Genomic DNA, 18,845 nt, shown 5'->3' on the forward strand with positions numbered 1-18,845 from the left:
TTTTTAAAATTAATTATTTATATATAAAAAATTATTTTTTTAATTTTAAAAAAAACATTAAAATTATTATTTTTTTTTTTTTTTTAATAAAAAATAAAAAAAAAAACCCCCCCCCAAAAAAAAAAAAAAAAAAAAAAAAAAAAAAAAAAAAAAAATAACTAAATAATATTATTTTAATACATTGACTTGTTGTTTATTTAAAGATAATAAAATATGATCTTCTCAAGAAAGAAAAAACAAATGAAAGTCATTTCTGTTTCTTTATTATGTTTATCATTTATACAATTTTCAAATGCGAATACAAATAATAACTCTGAAAATTTTGCTAATAAAAAGCTAACATGTGTAAGTATTGAATCTCGTACTCAACCACAAATATTTAAGTTTGGTCTCGTTATTCAGACAACATCAGACAGAACACATCCTCTCGTCAAATATACTTGCCTATAAGCAAAATAAACTCATCCTAGTTTAAAGACACATCTAAAGTTAGATTGAATCAGAAATTATAAAAAAGAATTTAAAATTACTTTTTTTCTAAATAAATATTACCCTTAGGATAATAAGCATATTGATTTTCTGCAGCATCGGGAATCATAAATGTTAAAATAAAGTTGTCTGATACTTTAAAAGGTGGTTTCCAGTCAATGTTGGTCGATGAATCAATAATTACTTTATTTAAAGAACCATTTGTGGCGAAGTTATTGGCAACATTTGTAGCTACAAATGTTGGTTTAGCTAAGTTTTCTGTTTGTATGGATAAAAACACTAATGAATCACCCAAACCTATTTTATTTATTGTCGATTTTAAATTTAAACTTACTGCAAGATTGTTATTCGATGAAAAAAATTCTGAACAATTTTTTATTGGAGCCTTAACAGAATAATATATTTTATTTGGCGGAAAAATACTTAAATTAGGCGAACTAGATTTAAACCAAGAATTATCATCAATATTTAAAGTGCATCCATTTGAATTTTTATTTAAATCGGCAAATTTAGCTCCACAAGAAACAAAGAGAAATCCTCCAATAGTCATTAATATTTTTAGAATATAATTAAAAAAAACTTGTTTCATAAAGAGCCCTTAATTTAATTTAAAAAAAACCATACTTCATCTTCAGTATGAGGGGCAATTATGCAGATTTCAAAGATTTTTTCAACACTATTTTTGAAAGCTTGTGATATTTATTTGAATGTGAGAGATTAAATTGGATAACTTTGAATAAGGAAAACATTATGAATATTATAGTATTTAGTTGTCTTAATTACGAAAAAGATTATTTTAATGAAATTAATAAATCATTTCATAATAAAATTGAATTTGTAGAAAGTCATTTAAATCCACAAACTGCTGTTTTAGCAAAGGGTTACGAGTGTGTTTGTGCTTTTGTAAATGATACATTAAATGAAAAAACTCTAAATATTTTAAAAGAAAATGGAGTAAAATTAATCGCTCTTCGAAGTGCTGGTTTTAATCATGTAGATTTATCTGCTGCAAGTAAGTTAAATATTCCAATCGTTCGTGTTCCGGCCTACTCCCCTCACGCCATTGCCGAACATGCAGTTGCTTTATTACTAACTCTAAATAGAAAAACACATAAAGCTTACAACCGATCTCGTGAGTTCAATTTTTCTTTAGAAGGACTAATTGGTTTTGATCTCTATAAAAAAACGGTTGGCATTGTAGGTACTGGAAAAATAGGTATAGAAATGGCGCGTATTATGCTTGGCTTTGGCTGTGAAGTATTAGCATATGATAAATTTCCTGATGCTTCTTTAAAAAATGTTAAATACGTATCTTTAAAAGAAATTTATACAAATTCTGATATTATTTCACTTCATATCCCTCTCAATAAAGAAACTTTTCACATTATTAATAAAAACTCATTTGAACAAATGAAAAAAAATGTAATTTTAATTAATACAAGTAGAGGTGCTATAATCGATACAAAATCTCTCATTTTTGCTTTAAAAAATAATCAAATAAAAGGCGCTGCTCTTGATGTTTATGAAGAAGAAGAAAATTATTTTTTCTCTGATTTTTCAGAGCATGGAATTAATGACGATATTTTAGCAAGGCTTCTATCTTTTCCAAATGTTATAATCACTGGACATCAAGGCTTTTTAACAAATGAAGCAATTACGAATATTATAGAAACAACTTTACAAAATATTAAGGATTTTGAAACGAATAAAGAATTAAAAAACCTTGTAAAAAATTAAGGTTTTTTTAAATATATTTGAACACTTGACATCCTAAAATAAATTAAAATTATAAATATATCACAATAAAAAATTATAGATCCAGAATAAATTCTGCTACAACAGATAAATTCAAAGCAATAAATTTTTAATCATTATTTAAAATAATTCATATTTTATAAAGAAATATATAACATTAATAAAAAGATAAATATTTAAAAATTAACGGATACCAAATCAATGTTTTTATTAGAAAAACTACAATTTAATCAATTAAGTCAAAATTTAATAAAAAAATTTAAATTAAATCAAAAAAAAGGTTAATTCTATTTAATTAGATTAACCCTTGTTTATTTATTATTGAACAAGAAATTATTGGAATTATTTTTTTTCAATATTGTCATAATTCCAGTACTTAACATCTTCAAATTTAGGACTAATCATTAAAGTATCAGAACCATCAATCACAATTGGATAGATATTTTCAATTTTAAGATTTTTATTTTCCATATATAATTTTGTCAATAATAAATTAGATGATGTAGCAATCATTCTGTCTAATGTATCTTTATCTTTAACATCTTCTGAACTATAAATTTTCTTATCAACTAAAAATTTAGCTATTTTATTATCATCTAAATTTTTCACATCGTTAAAATAAGTATCAATATTTGTTAATGAAAGTGGTTTAATAATTGATGCATTCTGAATCTGATCATAGTTAAACACTTTGAAATCAGGAGAGTACCCATCTCCCTTTGCAATAGCAGGAATTGCCCTGGATAAAATTCCACCAATAACATAATATTTTTTGCCATTTAAGAAGAAATCTTTAAATTTAAGTTCATCTTTTTTAATTTCAGCTTCTATAGCATCATTAACAATATTAGAAGCCTGAGTTTCGTGAGTTATAATTGGATTAAAAGTAGAATCAGAACCTTTTAAATCTTTTGAATATGATGAACCTATACTTGTTTTAATGCTGTAAGAACCCGTTGGAACAAAATCGTCACTCATTTTAAAATCTTTATCAAAAGCTGTAATTTGAGTAGAACCACCGCCCATATCCCAAATCACTGAATTTTGAGGTTCAATCCCTTTGAGTTTAATTACAGGATAAAATCCATAAAGAGCTTCTTCATCTTGATCAAGTCTTTTAATTACAAGACCGTCTGATACTTTTGATAATTCTTTTTTAGCATCTCTCCAGTTTGTAGTAGCATCTCTAAAAGCAGCAGTCATAATTCCGCGCCAAGAAGTTACAGAACAAGAAGCACCACATTCTTTCGCTAATTTTGCTAAACCATCTTCCTTTAGTTTAGTCATTGCTTCTACACCTTTTTTAATTATCTCATCAGATAATTTAGTAGATTTTGAATCTTTTAAATCTTGTGCATATTGAACATTTGCATTTTTTTTGAAATAAGATTTTTCAATTGTAATGTCACCATTTTTACAAACTTTAACAGAAGCTATTTGTAACTTTGTAGAACCAGAACCAATATCAAATCCACCACGAATTTCATTTTTACAGTCGCTAGCAACTTCATCTTTTTGATTTGATGCGTTATTGCTCGCTTTATTATTACATGAAACTAAAATTACTGAAAAAATAGAACCTAATAATACACTTCTTAAAATCATATAAAATTTCCTTATAATAATTATTAAATTAGCCAATAAAAATAAATTAAATATATTAATTAAATAGAATACAGTCTCCATTTAAATAAGATTTGGTTGTTTATTTTATAAAAAATATTATGTCAACTTAAATTCAATTAAATATTTAATGAAAAATTCATATAAAATACATGTATTTTGAATTATTTAATTAATATTGATATTGTAAATATATTTTATTGTTTTAATAATAATATGAATTCAAAAAATATAAATTTATAATATTATTATTAAATAAATTTATAATATTATTATTAAATAAATATATAAGAATTAGTAAATTAATCATTTTTTATGTAACATATTTTTTTATAAAATATGTTGTTATAATCTTTTAAAAATAAGGTTTTTTAAGATTAAAAGAAAAAGCAATTGAAAATCATTATCTTTTAAACTTAAGAAACAGCTAGGTTAGTTATACATGAAGAAAGAAAATTCTTTTTTTAAATTATTTTCAAATAAATTCGTTGCGTTATTTATAAGTCGTATGATTGCAAATTCGAATTCTCTGTGTGAATTATAACTTGGCTAGTTATAGACTAAAAAATGGCCTCATAGGAGTTTTAAAAATGTCACAAGAAAAAAGACTTATTTTAGATTGGACAAAAGCCCACGATGTTTTTCCTATAGAAAAACATCTTTCCAATGAAACAAATAATTTAATTTCTGCAAAAAAATCATTACTTTCTGGAAAAGGCAAAAGCCCTGAATTCACAGGTTGGGTAAATTATGTAAAAGAAGAATGCCCTAACATCTTGTCATCTATCAAAAAAACAGTAGACACCATAAGCAACCACTCTGATGCCGTTGTTATAGTTGGGATTGGTGGCAGCTTATTAGGTACAAAAGCGGTTTATGAAGCCCTTACTCACACCTACGCCTCTATTAACCAAGAATCCTTTCATCGCAAACCGATTTTATTTTGGGCAGGACATCATATTGCTCTAGATGAATTATCAGAACTCCTCGATGCTCTTGATAACTATACCCCAAGTATTATTGTGGTATCGAAGTCGGGAGGCACAACAGAACCCGCATTGGCCTTCCGCATCTTAAAACAATATTTAGAAGATAGATTTGGATGTGACGAGGCGTCTCATCGCATATTTGCAATAACGGACCCACAAGATGGTACTTTATTAAAGATTGCAAAAGAAAATAATTACCCCTATTTTCCAATTCCAAAAAATGTTGGTGGCCGTTATTCTGTTTTCACACCAGTGGGTTTATTACCTCTGGCGATTGCAGGAATTAACGTAACAGAATTTGTTGCTGGTGCCGTCCAAGCATTTGATGATTGTACTTCAGAAAAAAATCATTCCATTGAAACAAATCCCGCTCTTTGTTATGCAGGAATCCGAAACGTTTTATATGCAAATAAATATAAAATTGAATCCCTTTGCACTTGGACACCTAAGGCAAGAGGAATTGCTGAATGGTGGAAACAGCTTTTTGGTGAAAGCGACGGCAAAGAAAACACGGGTATATTTCCAGCAAGCGCTAACTTCACAACCGATCTTCATTCATTAGGACAATATTTCCAAGATGGAGAAAGACATTTATTTGCTACACATATCAAAATTCAAGATGAATATTCTTTATTAAAAGGTTCTATTAAAAGAAAAATAAAAATTCCTGAGTCTAATTTAAAAGATGGTTTTGAATTTTTAGCAGGTAAAGATCTTTCGTATGTTCAAAATGAAGCGCAACAAGGAACGTTTCTTGCTCATTCAGACGGCAAAGTACCAACATTAGTTTGGGAACTTCCTGAATTAAATGCTTGGTGGCTTGGATATTGGATGTACGTAAATATGCTTGCTTGTGGAATTGGCGGATATGCGCGAGGAATTAATCCATTTGATCAACCTGGAGTTGAAGATTATAAAAACAACATGTTTGCGCTTATGGGCAAACCTAGTTATGCTGACAAGGCTGCCCAGATTAAAAGCAGACTTAATACAGGAAATCGTTTACGCTCTTTAGGTTTAACAAGTAAGTAAATGTTTTTAGGCCTTTGAGAAGGGATAATAATGAGCTCAAATATCATTGTTGATAAAGAAAAAGAATCTGCCCAAATTGGCAATATTAACGTAAAACTTGCAAAAGAATATGAAGTAAATGCAAATTGGATGGGAAATGATTTAGCTTCACATCAATTAAGAGCTGCATGGCTAAAATTATCCGAAGATGATCTTCCGATGAATCCTAGGTTAGTTGGAAAACCGGGGGTTGGTAAAACAACTCTTGCTGTTGCTGTTGCAAAAGAACTTCACTCTTCTGTTTACTTAATGCAGGGCACAAGCGATACAAGACCAGATGACCTCATTATTACTCCCGTTATCACTGAAGGAAAACAAATTAGTTATGTAGCAAGCCCTATCGTAACAGCTATGCTTGTAGGAGGCGTTTGTATTCTAGATGAAGGAAACAGAATGTCCGAAAAAAGCTGGGCTAGTTTGGCTTCCTTATTGGATCATCGCCGTTACGTTGACTCTGTTATTGCAGGCTTGCGCATTCATGCGCATAAAGAGTTTCGTTTTGTTACGACTATGAACGACGATTCCAGTGTCTATGATTTACCAGAATATATTCAAAGCCGCTTAAATCCACAAATTTTTCTTGATTTTGCCGATATTGAAACCGAGGCTCGTATCATTCGCTACGCGGTACCTTATTTAGAAGAAAATCTTCTCACTTTACTAGTTAGTTTTTTAGCAATTTCACATAAATATGAAGAGAATTATTCTGTAAGAGATGGCATTCAAATTGCAAAGTATGCACAAAGACTTAAATCATTAAATAAAGATTTAACTTTACCTAAAGCATTAAAAGCAAGTGTATTCTCTATTCTCGGAGAAGACGCATTAAAATATTTTCCACCTGATGAACAAATGCAAAACGATCCGCAATCTTCAACGAGACCAAATTTAAGGCCTGTTTAAGTAAAAAAGCGAAAAAAATGACAAATAAAATTCGTATTAATAAAAATTCAATTAAACTTTCAAAAAATTTTTTATTTGAATTTGATGAATCACAAATAAATAATTTCAGTTTGAACGAAAATTTTTTGGGCTGGGAATATTCAGTTGGCAATATACGATCGGTTGTAATTCAAAAATATTTCCCAAATAGTAATATTATTTTTTATCCCATTACAAAAACATGTCTTCAAGAAAGTGCCATTGTAAAAAATATTGAGTTAGGATCAGACTATTTTTCACATTTTAAAAATGCTCATATTTTAATTGATTTCCCTGAGGAAGTAACACCAATTCTTAGTAGTGTAATAAAAAGCTTTCCTCATTGTGTAACATTATCAACAAAGGAACATCTTGAAAATAAAATCTCATCAAATGAGAATGACACTTTATTAAATAAACTAATTGATGATCCTATTTTATTTATTGAACCACTAGATACAAGAAGATATTTATTAAAATTATTACAAAAGACTTGCCTAAGTGTTCATTGCATTGGCGGAATAGAAAATATTTTACAATGGAGACTTCATAACAATCATTATAATTTAGCAGAATCTCCCCAAACAGAACTCATGATATCTGGAGCGTTAACGACATGGATTCAAAATAATTTAGAAATAGATGAATCTAATTTAATAAAACAAAATCCAAATATTAAAAGTGAATTCGAATTAGCATCAAAAAATATTATTCAATTTATTCAAAAACATCAAAACGAAAAAATCATAATTATTTGTGGATATGAATTGCTGAAATTTTTAGGAAAAAAATTAGGAAAAATAAAAAACAAATCCGAATTTGAAACTATTTTTAATAATAACATATCCTCATTTGTAGATGCAAAAGTAAAACACAATCATAAACAGTTTTTAATATCACAACCTTCCTATGAAACTTTTTCAGAATACATATCATTAACAGGATTTTTTGCTCGTGATATTATTAAAGAAGATCAATTTATTTTAAACTGGATAGATTTTGCTAGAAAAAGTTATTCATCTGCTTTTATCAGAACTTGTGAAAAATATGCGGATTGGACTAAACTAAAAATAAACGCTTCTCAAGAAAGAGATTATTTTCGATTTTCTTATCGTTTAGCATTAGACAGAAATATGCTTTTTCCAAGTATATTTGATATTTTATTAGCAGCAACTTCAGTCATTGATTCAAACTTTGCTTATGAGCTTTTAAAAGAATGCAAAGATATTCCAAAAAATTTACTTTTTGAAAGTACTTTACATCAATTAGATTTACCATTAAATCTTTTTTTCAACCAAACATCCAAAATTAGTATTCAAAAATTTGAAACAATACAAAGTAACAAAAAATTTAATAAAGCTAAAATAAAATCGGTAGATAAATTGAATCAAAACAAATCGACCGATCCCGTTAGTGAAGAAAAATATGCTGATAATCATTGGGTGCATGAAGATCATCCCTATTCTTGCTCGTTTCCAAGTGAAGATATTTTTATGGAAAAACTTGCTCTGAATATTAAAAAAAATATGAGTGATAAATTAAAATCTCAAGAGATTACTTTTCATGAATTACAAACAGATTTTTGTGAAGGTATTGATTTAAGAGAAACAATACGAAATTGGCATAAAGAAAAAATTATTATTAAAGATTTACACAACACGGGAAAACCAGATATCGGAACGGTTGTCTTTAGTTTTGTTGATACATCTCAGGATAATAATTATTCATGGCGATCTTTTTGGCTTGCTGAACAACATGATGATAGTAATTTAATGTTTTATGCAACTCCATTTAAAGATAATTTAATTGGACCTGGAATTGCTAAAAGTGAATTTGGTGGTTTTGCCGTAATTCCGCTTCCAAGTGCTATTGAAAATCCATGGGGAAATCCATTTATTCAACATTATGCTAAAAACGCAACAGAGTATTTAATTCTTGCTGGAGCACTTTCAACAAACCATAAAAGTATTTTATTTATTTCTAATCATCCTCCTTCACAACACATCTCAAAAATTTTAAAACAAAGTAGGAAAAATATCATCTACGCAAAGTTAGATGAATTTCCTCAAGAAGATATTAGAATGGTTCGCACATTTCATATTCTAGCAGAAGCTGGCGTAAGAAGTTATGCTCAAAAGTACATTAGAAAGGACTCCTAAAAATATGTGTCTTCAGGATAAATATAAATTATTTAAGCATTATTATTATTTTTTTAAGATGTTTTGCTTTTCAACAATTTTAATAATAACCTCTTTATCTAAATATACCCTAGCTGCAGAAATTCCAAAATTAACTCAAACTGCAATAATAATACCAGGATCAAATATACAAGCTTATAAATACGATTTATCGAATGGCCTAAAACTTATTGTTGTTCCAGACAAAAGAAACCCAATTGCTACAATCCATTTTATATTAGATGCGGGAAGCAATCGTGAAAGTAAAGGAACAACGGGTTTAGCTCATTTTTTTGAACATATGATGTTTCGAAAAACCATTGGTACACCTGAAGGAAATTACGATAAAGTATTAAATTCTGTTGGTGGAAGCGGAAATGCGGGGACAAATGATTCCTTTGTTACCTTTTATTCTAGTTTTCCAGGCCCTGCATTAGAAACTATGCTAAAATTAGAGGCTGCTCGTTTTCAAAATTTAGATATTACAGAACCTTATTATTCCATTGAAAAAGGCGCTGTTATATCTGAAAGAAAGCTTAGAGTTGAAAATGATCCTATGACACGTAGTAATGAACTCATAAGAGCAATTACAGAACGAGACACACCTATGGAATGGATGACCATCGGTTCAAAAAAAGATGTTGAAAACATGAGTATTGATGCTGCTAAAATATTTTATAAAAATTTTTATACTCCAGATAATACATTAATGATTGTTGGTGGGCCTTTTGATCCCAAAAATGTTGCTACTTTAGTTCAAAAATATTTTGGTGATTGGAAAGGAAAACTAAATATTCAGCATAACAAACTTCCTAGTGATTATTTTACAAGAGATCTTGGTAAAAGATTTATTTGTAGTGCTCCTGTATTTACAAAAAAATATAAAATTGTTTATCCATCTAATACCTCTAATATAAAATCCATAATTTATTCTTTAATTTTTCAATCACTTTTAGATGATAATATAAATGGAACTTTTGAAAGAAGATTATTAAAAGAAAAACTAACTACAGACTTTAATTTTTATAAAGTTTACTGGCAAAATCAAAACAATCCACTAATCGTAAATTTTTCATTATCCAAAGATCAAAAATTAGATCCAGTTTTAAAATTTTGGGAAAAAGGAATTGAAGAAGTTTTAAATAAACCAATTAGTGATAAAATAAGAAGACAAATTTTAAAACAATTAGCAGTGTCTAATGCAGAAACGGCAGAAAAAATGACTGGACTTGTAAATACAATTCTTGATAATACTTTTTTCTTAAATGACTTTAACTCGGCAGGACAAGCTGAAAAAATTGTGAAATCAATTACAAATGAAGCTTTTAGACAATGGGTAAAAGAAAATTTAGGTTTAAATAAATTTTATATAACTGGAGTTGTAACACCGAATGAAGCTCCTTCTTGTAATGATTTTTATGCTGAATATCAAAAAAATAAGGAAGCAAAAAATGTTCCCGCTAAATAAAAAATATTTTTTTAACACATTACTTATAAGCAAATTGTTTTTATTAACCTCAATTTTATTTAACAGTGCTTATGGTCAAGAAGCACTTCAATCAACAAGACCAATTGTTTTTTCTAAACCAACAGAATTAAATTGGAGATCCATTACTTGGCCTAGTATAAATTACTCAAGAATACCTGTTGATGGTGGCGCAGCTATTTACACACTGCCTAGTGAGTCCGCACTTAAATTTAAAATAAATATTATATTACCTGGCGGTGTTTATTCATTACCCAAAGAAGATCGTCCCTCTTATGGGGCAATGGTTGACCTACTTGCTTATGGAGGAATAGGTAATTTAAATTTTGACGAATTGCAAAATTATACAACAGAATATGGTATTAATTTAAAAACATCATTACTTGCAAATGGCCAAATTATTATTTCTACAGATGCACTTACTCAAGACTTTTCTCGAGTTATTGATTTATTGACAGACATTATTTTAAAACCTCGTTTTGATAAAGCAGCACTCCCGCTTTGGAAACAGCAATCAAATGATGCTTTTAAAAATCTTCTTGACTCTAATACATCAGAAAAACAATTTCGTTTTATAGATCAACAAGCTAATTCAATGATATTTGGCAAGGATCATTATTTTGCAACAACAATTGATCGCTCCTCACCAAAATCAATTGATAAAATTAATTATGATAAAATAAAAGAACTTTATAAAAAAACAATTAGTAGAAATGGTTTAAATGCTTTTATTTCTGGATCTTATTCTCAAAAAGATTTAGACAAATTAAAAAATTTAATTTCAAAAATTCCTTATTTAGAACCTTCTATTAGAACTTGGTTACCATCAAGAAATATAGAAAATACAAATTTAAAATCAATTCGTACCGAAATTATTACTAAACCTGATATGAGCCAGTGCAATATTTCTTTAAGATATTATTTTCCTAAAATTGGAAAATTAAATTCTATCGAATCAATACAATTCGATATATTAGAAGATATATTTTCTTCTAGTGGAGGAATTGTTGGAAATGATAGATTTTCAAAAGCACTAAGAGCGGATTCCGGCATAAGTTATTCACCACATGCCTATTTCAACGAAACCGTTCTTTATCCAAATACAGATATTGGAATGTTTAGCATGACTTTTCAAAGCCCAAACGAAAGAATTGCAGAAGCAATCCAACTGGCAACAAAAACCTGGGATGAATTTTTAAAAAATGGAATCACTCAAGAAGAACTTGATAATTCAAGAACCTCTCTAATAAATAGAATGCTTGCAAGCGAATTAACCGTATTTAATCGTTCCGATGAACTTATGGGACAAATATTAAGAGGTCTTTTGCCAAGTATTAATCCTATTGAATTTAATCTTGCAAAGCTAGATAAACAAAGAAACTTAGCAAATATAAATGATACTTTAAAAAAGCTTTCAAAAGATTCCATTTACCCAGTTCTTGTTATTATGGGAAATCCTAACGCAGAACAAATTAGTCAAATTAAGAAAATAAATAATATAGAAATTGTTAATTTAACTGATTTAACAACATTAACAAAACAATATTTAAATTAATGAAAGTGGAGAAATAAGTATGATTAAATCATTTTCTGTTTCATCTGGTTCTGCAAACGATTTCATTCAAAAAGTAACTGAATCTCTTTCTGGGAGAGAGCTTGGAAAAATTGCAAGTGTTACATTATCTGGTGAAAATGTAATTATTACATTTTCTAAATTAGGTAAAAGTGAAGTTATTTTTAATTTGAATAAAGAAACAAATGGTTTTAAATGCACCCATTTTTCTGAAAAAATATCATTCACCCATAAAGCCTTCCGATCAGATATTGAAGGAAAGCTATCAAAAGTATTAGAATCAAATGGCGCTAAAGTAGAAATATAAGTAAAAAAAAAGAGTGAACATCTTAGCTTTCCATTAGAATATCAAAAATTATCAAAATTAGAATAAATAAACAAAATTAATTTTAAATAAACATTAAAATACATAACCATTAATAAATATTAGATAAAATTTGCAAAATGAAAAAATTTATTGTTAATATCCAATCGGATTTACTTTTTTATAGATAAAGGATTTTGTTTTATGAAAAAAGTTTTTTTACCGATTGTCGTTTCGTTATCATTTTTAAGTTGTAAAAACGACTCAAGCGAAGAAAATTTAATAAAAGAGAATTATATTTCAAATAGAGCAATTTTAAGATACTCAGCCGTAGGATCGATGAATGTTGATATTCTATGCCCTAAAGTATTAAAAGGCAATAAGGATTGGAGCAGCAAAAATGTTACTTTTAGACAAAATTCACCCATTTATTTAATATCAAATGTAAAATGCTCAATAACAATTAATACATATACAACTGCTAATGGCGTTACCTTGACACCTGATAACACTCCCGCTGTCTTAAGTTTAAATTCATCTGGTTCAGGAAGTTTTGATCATGTTTATTATCATGATGGATCTGGAAATCATGAATACTTATCAGCAAGCGCATTAAATTATGAAATTTATGTGTATGAAAACTCTAGTTTTCCAGTTAAGGAAATTGATGGATTATTTGTAGATGCAAATGCAAATTTGAAAGACATTTCTGTTCCACTTCATAGTTCATTCGTAATCCCATTTAAATTTTCTTCTTTTGCAAATTTAACAATAAATTCCTTAACAGTAAAAACAGATGGATTAAATACTACAATTGGAGCAGGAGTAAATGACTGGACAGTTTCAAATATTAATAATTGTACAAACTTTACAAGCAATTGTTCACTTAGTTTAAAATATTCTCCAACAAAAGAAGTCAAAGAATTTGATGATGATAGTGAACTTAATATTGAATATAAAGTAGCTGGCACAGCAGACATTATATCTACTTCTGTTCCTATTCGTTTTAAAACTAAATAAAATATAAAATATCTGATTCTCTTGTCTGCCCCATTGATTGTTCGCTCAAAAACATAAGCATTAAATTTGCTAAAAGGAGACATTTGTATGAAAAAACTCATTGCACTTGCATCTATTGTTGTTTTTATTTCTGGTTGTGGAAGAAAATATAGCAGAGATTCTTCATCTGCTTCTTCTGAATCGGGCTCTGGAGATTTAGATCCAAGCAAATTAACAACAGTAAACATTAAAAATTTTAATTCAAGCACTTCAGACTTTACTCAATTGATTTTGGATTTAAAGTGCCCTAATGCCCTTCCTGGAAACAATGATTGGAAAGAAAACGGCGTTACCGTTACAAATGCAAATCCTTCATTTAACCTTGTAAAGGGAGTTGCTTGTACAATAACACTTCAAAATTATACGGATTCGACTCAATCATTTACCCCAAAAGCGGCTCCGCTCATTTTAAATATTTCAGAGGTTGGCATAGGAACTTTAACAGATCCTGCTGTGGAATATTCAAAAAATCCCTCTGATAGTAAAACATGGTACTTTGCTGCAAATACAACAACTGCCTATGCTGTGGTTTTAAATTTTGGAAAAGATCCAGACAATGTGATATCAGAAATTGTAAATAAAGAAATGAAACCTATTTCAGTGACTGCGGGACATGGAGAGATGCCTCCTACTGTAACTGGACTTCAATTAACTAAAACCCTAAAAAGCAACGGTATAGATCCAGAATATTCTTTATTTGGTAATGCAACAAACTATGATTCTTGTAAAGTATTTAAGTTATCAGACTTAACAAATTATGATTATAAATCTATAAATACGGTATTTAACGGATCAGCAGGAAAAAATTGTCCTGGAAATCTTCTAGATGGGACTCAAGGAAATTGGAGTCTAACCGCTAGCAATGAAGGAGGTATCATTATTTGGGCTAAAACGGGATCACAATTTATTGGTTACACCTATGTAAAAATCAATGCAAATCTATAAATAAATAGTTAAAATGTTTAGTTATTCTTTAATTTAATTTCAGAAACTAAAAAGCTTTCAATTCTATTTACCTTAAAGTCATATACATAAGGCTTCACTAGATAATGATTTACAAGACTGAATATTGGAATAATAGGTAAATCTTCCATTAAAATTAGTGAAGCCTGGTGATTTAGTTCTTTTCTTTTAACAGGATCAATTTCATTCATAATTTCACTTACAACATAATCATATTTTGGATTTTCATAATTAGAAATATTTAATTTATTTGAACTAGTGTGATTATTAAAAAAATCGTAGATATCATTTATATTTGCAACTGTCTCAATCTTAATCACTTGAAAATTTTCTGTCTTAGGGTTTTCTATAATCTTAAACCAATTTTTAAATTCAAATTCAGTTTGTACTCCTAAAATATTCCGCCAACAATTTGAAATATAATTTGCAACATTTCTATCTAATTCTGATTTATAATAACTTACTTTTATTTTTAAGGGAGTTTCTTTAGAAAATCCAGCTTCAAGATAAAGTTTTTTCGCCTCTTCAATTTGTTTTTCTCTAGTCCAATGATACCAATATGGATATGCTGGAAAGTCATTTTTTAATCCATTAGGTAAAAAATGATAGAGAGGAATTTGTAAATTTTTATAAACAGTTCTATTTAATTCCTCTCTATCTATAGCAATACTTAAAGCCTGTCTCAATTTTTTATTATTAAAAGGTGCTAAAGAAGTATTAATATAATAAAAATAGCCTCCTAATATAGGAACTTTAATAATTTCGGATGAATGAATATTTATGACTTCTTTAAATCCTTCTATTTTTGCATCACTAATGATATCTATTTTTCCATTTATATATAATTTATATAGCTTATGAAAATCTGAAAAATAATAAAAATTTACTTTATTTATAATATTTTTACTTTCATTCCAATAATATTTATTCTTAATTAAAGTTATTTTTTTTCCGTTTTTAAATTTTTTTAAGACATAACTTCCATTACTAACAATATTTTGAGGTAAAATAAATTTTTCTCCATATTTTTCTACATTTTTTTTCTGAACAGGAAAGGTTACGGGTTCAGATAAACTTTCAAGTAAAATAGGAGTAGGTTTGGTTAAATATATTTCTAGTATGTTATTATTTATTGCTTTAACTCCGAGAGAAGAAGCTGGTTTTTTTCCCAATAATATTTCTTTTCCATTTTCAATAAATTCTGATAAATACGTATTTCTATGAAAAACATTTGCACTAAATATTCTTTGAATAGAATATACAAAATCATGTGCTGTTAGGTCAGAACCGTCTGACCATTTCATATTTTTTCTCAAATAAAAAGTGTAAGTTTTTCCATCTGAACTTAAATTCCACTTTTCAGCTGCTCCAGGAACTATTTTACCGGCACCATTTAAAGTAACAAGACCTTCAAATATTTGTCTATTAATTAAAGAACATATTATTATTTGACATTTTTGAGGGTCTCCTATTTTTAAACTATAAAAAAAACCAATATTTAATTCAGATTTATTGTTATTTAAATTATTTGAATTTATTATTGCATATGATGACATGTGAATAAGAAAAAATAAAAATAAGATAATTTTAAATTTCATAAATGCAATTCACTCCTGAATAAATATACTTTCATTTGATAATTCTTTTTTTTCTAAAATCTCCATAAGGTTAAATTTTAAACTTGAGTCTCTTACTTCCTTGAGTTATGAGGAATTCTTGATTTCTTGTTTTGCCCACTTAAGGAGAAAAACCAATGGTATTCGCATCTTCTGCAATTACAATCGAATGGAACCGCAATAACCTCATCTTACGCAGAGGCGCTAGTCAAATATTAATAAACGCTGAAAATGTTCAAAGCTTACGCACTCAAGAGTCTGAAAATTCATTTTATGAGTTTTTCCGTTCTAAAGCCCTTGAAAATAGAGAAGCTCGTCGCGTATTTACATCTTGGGAACGTAAAGACACAGAACTTTTAAATAAAATTTATAAAGAAATGATGTCCTAACTAAAAATCATTGTTATTTTATAAAATCAAAATATTCTATATAAATAATTTCAATACTTTACAAGGTGAAATTGATGACTCTAGAAACACCACAAACCACTAATGAATATGTAAACATAGCCTATTATAAATTCGTTGCAATAGATGATCCAAACCAACTTCGCAATGAGCTACTAACATGCTGTAATAATTTAAATATTAAAGGAACAATCTTACTTGCAAAAGAAGGAATAAACTCTTGTTTAGTAGGATCTGCCGAATCCATAGACTCTTTTATACAATTTATGCATAACAAGCCCTTTTTTGCTGATATTGAATTCAAAAAAAGCTTCAGTTCCCATATACCATTCCGTAGAATGCTCGTAAAAGTAAAAAACGAAATCATTCCTATGGGTATGGACTCCATCCAACCAGCACATTTTACAGGAAAATATGTAGAAGCACTCGAGTTAAAAAAATGGCTTGATGATGGTGAAGATGTTGTTATCCTTGATACAAGAAACGATTATGAAGTAGAATTAGGTACATTTAAAAATGCTATCGATCCTAAATTAACTAAATTTCGTGACTTTCCTAAGTGGATTGAAGATAATTTTAACAATTATAAAAATAAAAAAGTTGTCACATTTTGTACCGGCGGTATTCGTTGTGAAAAAGCAACCGCATTTATGCGCCAAGAAGGCTTTGAAGAAGTTTATCAGCTACAAGGTGGTATCCTAAAGTATTTTGAAGAAACTCATAAAAAAGCGCCTCATGAAGACAATCACTATAATGGAGATTGTTTTGTATTTGACTATAGAGTTGCAGTAGATAAAGCATTAAATGAAACAAAATATGAAATTTGCTATTCTTGTTGGACTCCTTTAAATGAAAATGATTTAAAAAGCCCATTGTATAAAAAAGATATTTATTGCCCTCGTTGCTATGAAAGGCACAATCAAAAAGAGGCTCAACGCCAAAATTTAATTCGTGAAAACAATATGAAAGCTTTACAAGTTAGACAAGAAAGAGCCAAAAAAGTCAAAGAACAATGGGAAAAAGGTTTATTAAAATAACTTTTTTTAATAATATTTTGCACTTATAAAATATTGTTTTTCTTACAATACTTTAATAATATTTTCATGATTTTTTCATCCCTTTTTAGCTATTTTACAACTGAAGTTTAATTATTATTTTGATTATTTTTAGTTAAATTAGCTTAAAAGGGTATTTCGTTGATAACAACCTATCATTACAGAATTAAAGATTCAGGAAAATCGGGAAGGGCTTTAAAAAAAATGTCCTCTTCTGTTAATTTTGTATGGAATTATTGCAAAAATACTCAAAAAGAAGCTTTAAAAAATAGAACAGTAAAAAAAATAATAGATCCTTTAAGTGGGAAAACAATTTTTGTTCCTTATTTTTTCACAAAGTTTGAAATGAACTCTCTTGTTTCTGGAAGCTCCAAAGAACTTGGAATTCATTCTCAGACAATTCAGGCAATATCAGAAGAATATACTACAAGAAGAAAACAATTTAAAAATATTCTTCGCTGGCGTGGAAAAAATTCTTTAGGTTGGATTCCATTTAAAGCAACAGCGATAAAAATAAATCAGGATAAAGTATCATACCATAAAAACACATTTCGATTTTGGAATACAAGAGAAATTCCAGATGATGCAATTATAAAATCTGGTTCTTTTGCGCAAGATAGCAGAGGAAGATGGTATTTAAATATCACTTTTGAAACTAAAACTAGTCAATACTCTAATGAAAATTTAATTGAAAATGGTGTTTTCATAGATTCAAATCATTTAGCAAAATGTTCTAATGGAATTAAATTTGATAGGCCTAAAATATCAATTAAGTATGTTAGAAAAATTAAAATTTCTAACAAAATAAAAAAGAATATTTTAATGAAAAAGTCAAAATTGAAACTAATAAAAAGAAAAGCTCCAAAAATTAAGCAAGAAAAAAATTTAAGAGCCAAATTAGAAAATATTAAGTTAGATCATTTTCATAAACAATCTACTAAAATAATCAATTTCTCTTCTGCTATTATAACGAATCAGATTACAGCAAAAAGAAAAAAAAGTTATAAAAATAATCATTTTATATCATTTGGAGCTATTTCTAAACCTTTTCAAAACATGCTTTGCTACAAAGCCATAAGAGCTGGCAGAACATTTAAAGTAATTCCTGAAAAAGATCTTATTTGGGCGTTTTCAAAGTGTTGTTCATCACAACCACGGACCAATTTAAGGATAAGAGTGTGGAAATGCAGGGAATGTGGAAAAATAAATCATTTTTCCACAAAGGCAGATAAAAATTTATTATCTGTTTACAAAAACCCACTCCGTATCGGGCATGATACGCCAAGAAGCATTTAAGTTACCTTAAATGAGATGGAAACCATTTTATTTATATATTTTTAATATTTAAATAAAAAAG

16 protein-coding genes are annotated in these 18,845 nt (G+C 28.2%); 13 read left to right on the top strand and 3 right to left on the bottom strand.

Annotated features, from left to right (window positions below; all coding sequences use genetic code 11):
• Window positions 1-240 precede the first annotated feature (240 nt).
• Complete coding sequence (locus GCL60_RS16355) at window positions 241-450, top strand: hypothetical protein (RefSeq protein WP_153421752.1); 210 nt, start codon at window positions 241-243, stop codon at window positions 448-450.
• Between the two features lie 76 nt (window positions 451-526).
• Here the strand turns inward: GCL60_RS16355 and GCL60_RS16360 are convergent, their stop codons facing one another.
• The gene (locus GCL60_RS16360) at window positions 527-1,078 is read right to left on the bottom strand and encodes a hypothetical protein (protein ID WP_153421753.1); all 552 of its coding nucleotides are present in this window, start codon (window positions 1,076-1,078) and stop codon (window positions 527-529) included.
• A gap of 161 nt (window positions 1,079-1,239) precedes the next feature.
• On the opposite strand from GCL60_RS16360, the gene GCL60_RS16365 reads away from it, so the two are divergent.
• Window positions 1,240-2,226 (top strand): 2-hydroxyacid dehydrogenase, encoded by a 987-nt coding sequence (locus tag GCL60_RS16365; RefSeq protein WP_153421754.1) that lies wholly within the window; start codon window positions 1,240-1,242, stop codon window positions 2,224-2,226.
• A 360-nt stretch (window positions 2,227-2,586) separates the two neighbouring features.
• Here the strand turns inward: GCL60_RS16365 and GCL60_RS16370 are convergent, their stop codons facing one another.
• Window positions 2,587-3,849 carry a Ppx/GppA phosphatase family protein gene (locus GCL60_RS16370; protein ID WP_161998261.1) on the bottom strand — a complete coding sequence of 421 codons (1,263 nt, stop codon included), beginning with the start codon at window positions 3,847-3,849 and terminating at the stop codon, window positions 2,587-2,589.
• Between the two features lie 608 nt (window positions 3,850-4,457).
• Here GCL60_RS16370 and GCL60_RS16375 point away from each other — a divergent pair.
• The 8 genes from GCL60_RS16375 (at window position 4,458) to GCL60_RS16410 (ending at window position 14,392) form a co-directional block, all read left to right on the top strand.
• Entirely contained in the window at window positions 4,458-5,888 is a 1,431-nt protein-coding gene (locus GCL60_RS16375; protein WP_153421756.1) for a glucose-6-phosphate isomerase, read from the top strand.
• Window positions 5,889-5,918: 30 nt separating this feature from the next.
• Window positions 5,919-6,830, top strand: coding sequence for an AAA family ATPase (locus tag GCL60_RS16380; protein WP_153421757.1), 912 nt, complete (start codon window positions 5,919-5,921; stop codon window positions 6,828-6,830).
• 17 nt (window positions 6,831-6,847) lie between these two features.
• Window positions 6,848-9,007, top strand: coding sequence for a hypothetical protein (locus GCL60_RS16385; protein WP_153421758.1), 2,160 nt, complete (start codon window positions 6,848-6,850; stop codon window positions 9,005-9,007).
• 4 nt (window positions 9,008-9,011) lie between these two features.
• Window positions 9,012-10,493, top strand: coding sequence for a M16 family metallopeptidase (locus tag GCL60_RS16390; protein WP_161998262.1), 1,482 nt, complete (start codon window positions 9,012-9,014; stop codon window positions 10,491-10,493).
• Entirely contained in the window at window positions 10,477-12,066 is a 1,590-nt protein-coding gene (locus GCL60_RS16395; RefSeq protein ID WP_161998263.1) for a M16 family metallopeptidase, read from the top strand. Before GCL60_RS16390 ends, GCL60_RS16395 begins: the two co-directional genes overlap by 17 nt.
• A 19-nt stretch (window positions 12,067-12,085) precedes the next feature.
• Complete coding sequence (locus tag GCL60_RS16400) at window positions 12,086-12,391, top strand: hypothetical protein (protein ID WP_153421761.1); 306 nt, start codon at window positions 12,086-12,088, stop codon at window positions 12,389-12,391.
• A gap of 201 nt (window positions 12,392-12,592) precedes the next feature.
• The gene (locus tag GCL60_RS16405) at window positions 12,593-13,408 is read left to right on the top strand and encodes a hypothetical protein (protein ID WP_153421762.1); all 816 of its coding nucleotides are present in this window, start codon (window positions 12,593-12,595) and stop codon (window positions 13,406-13,408) included.
• Between the two features lie 87 nt (window positions 13,409-13,495).
• Window positions 13,496-14,392, top strand: a complete 897-nt coding sequence (locus tag GCL60_RS16410) for a hypothetical protein (RefSeq protein WP_153421763.1) — start codon at window positions 13,496-13,498, stop codon at window positions 14,390-14,392.
• A gap of 17 nt (window positions 14,393-14,409) precedes the next feature.
• Here GCL60_RS16410 and GCL60_RS16415 read toward each other — a convergent pair whose 3' ends face one another.
• Complete coding sequence (locus GCL60_RS16415; RefSeq protein WP_153421764.1) at window positions 14,410-16,008, bottom strand: peptide ABC transporter substrate-binding protein; 1,599 nt, start codon at window positions 16,006-16,008, stop codon at window positions 14,410-14,412.
• Between the two features lie 155 nt (window positions 16,009-16,163).
• Here GCL60_RS16415 and GCL60_RS16420 point away from each other — a divergent pair, with 155 nt between their 5' ends.
• The 3 genes from GCL60_RS16420 (at window position 16,164) to GCL60_RS16430 (ending at window position 18,784) form a co-directional block, all read left to right on the top strand.
• Window positions 16,164-16,415 (top strand): hypothetical protein, encoded by a 252-nt coding sequence (locus GCL60_RS16420; protein ID WP_153421765.1) that lies wholly within the window; start codon window positions 16,164-16,166, stop codon window positions 16,413-16,415.
• Window positions 16,416-16,489: 74 nt separating this feature from the next.
• Window positions 16,490-17,470 (top strand): oxygen-dependent tRNA uridine(34) hydroxylase TrhO, encoded by a 981-nt coding sequence (trhO, locus tag GCL60_RS16425; RefSeq protein ID WP_153421766.1) that lies wholly within the window; start codon window positions 16,490-16,492, stop codon window positions 17,468-17,470.
• A 159-nt stretch (window positions 17,471-17,629) separates the two neighbouring features.
• On the top strand, window positions 17,630-18,784 hold the full coding sequence (locus tag GCL60_RS16430; RefSeq protein WP_153421767.1) for an RNA-guided endonuclease InsQ/TnpB family protein: 1,155 nt from the start codon (window positions 17,630-17,632) through the stop codon (window positions 18,782-18,784).
• Window positions 18,785-18,845 lie beyond the last annotated feature (61 nt).

The sequence above is a fragment of the Silvanigrella paludirubra genome (assembly GCF_009208775.1).
In the GTDB taxonomy this organism is placed as follows: domain Bacteria; phylum Bdellovibrionota_B; class Oligoflexia; order Silvanigrellales; family Silvanigrellaceae; genus Silvanigrella; species Silvanigrella paludirubra.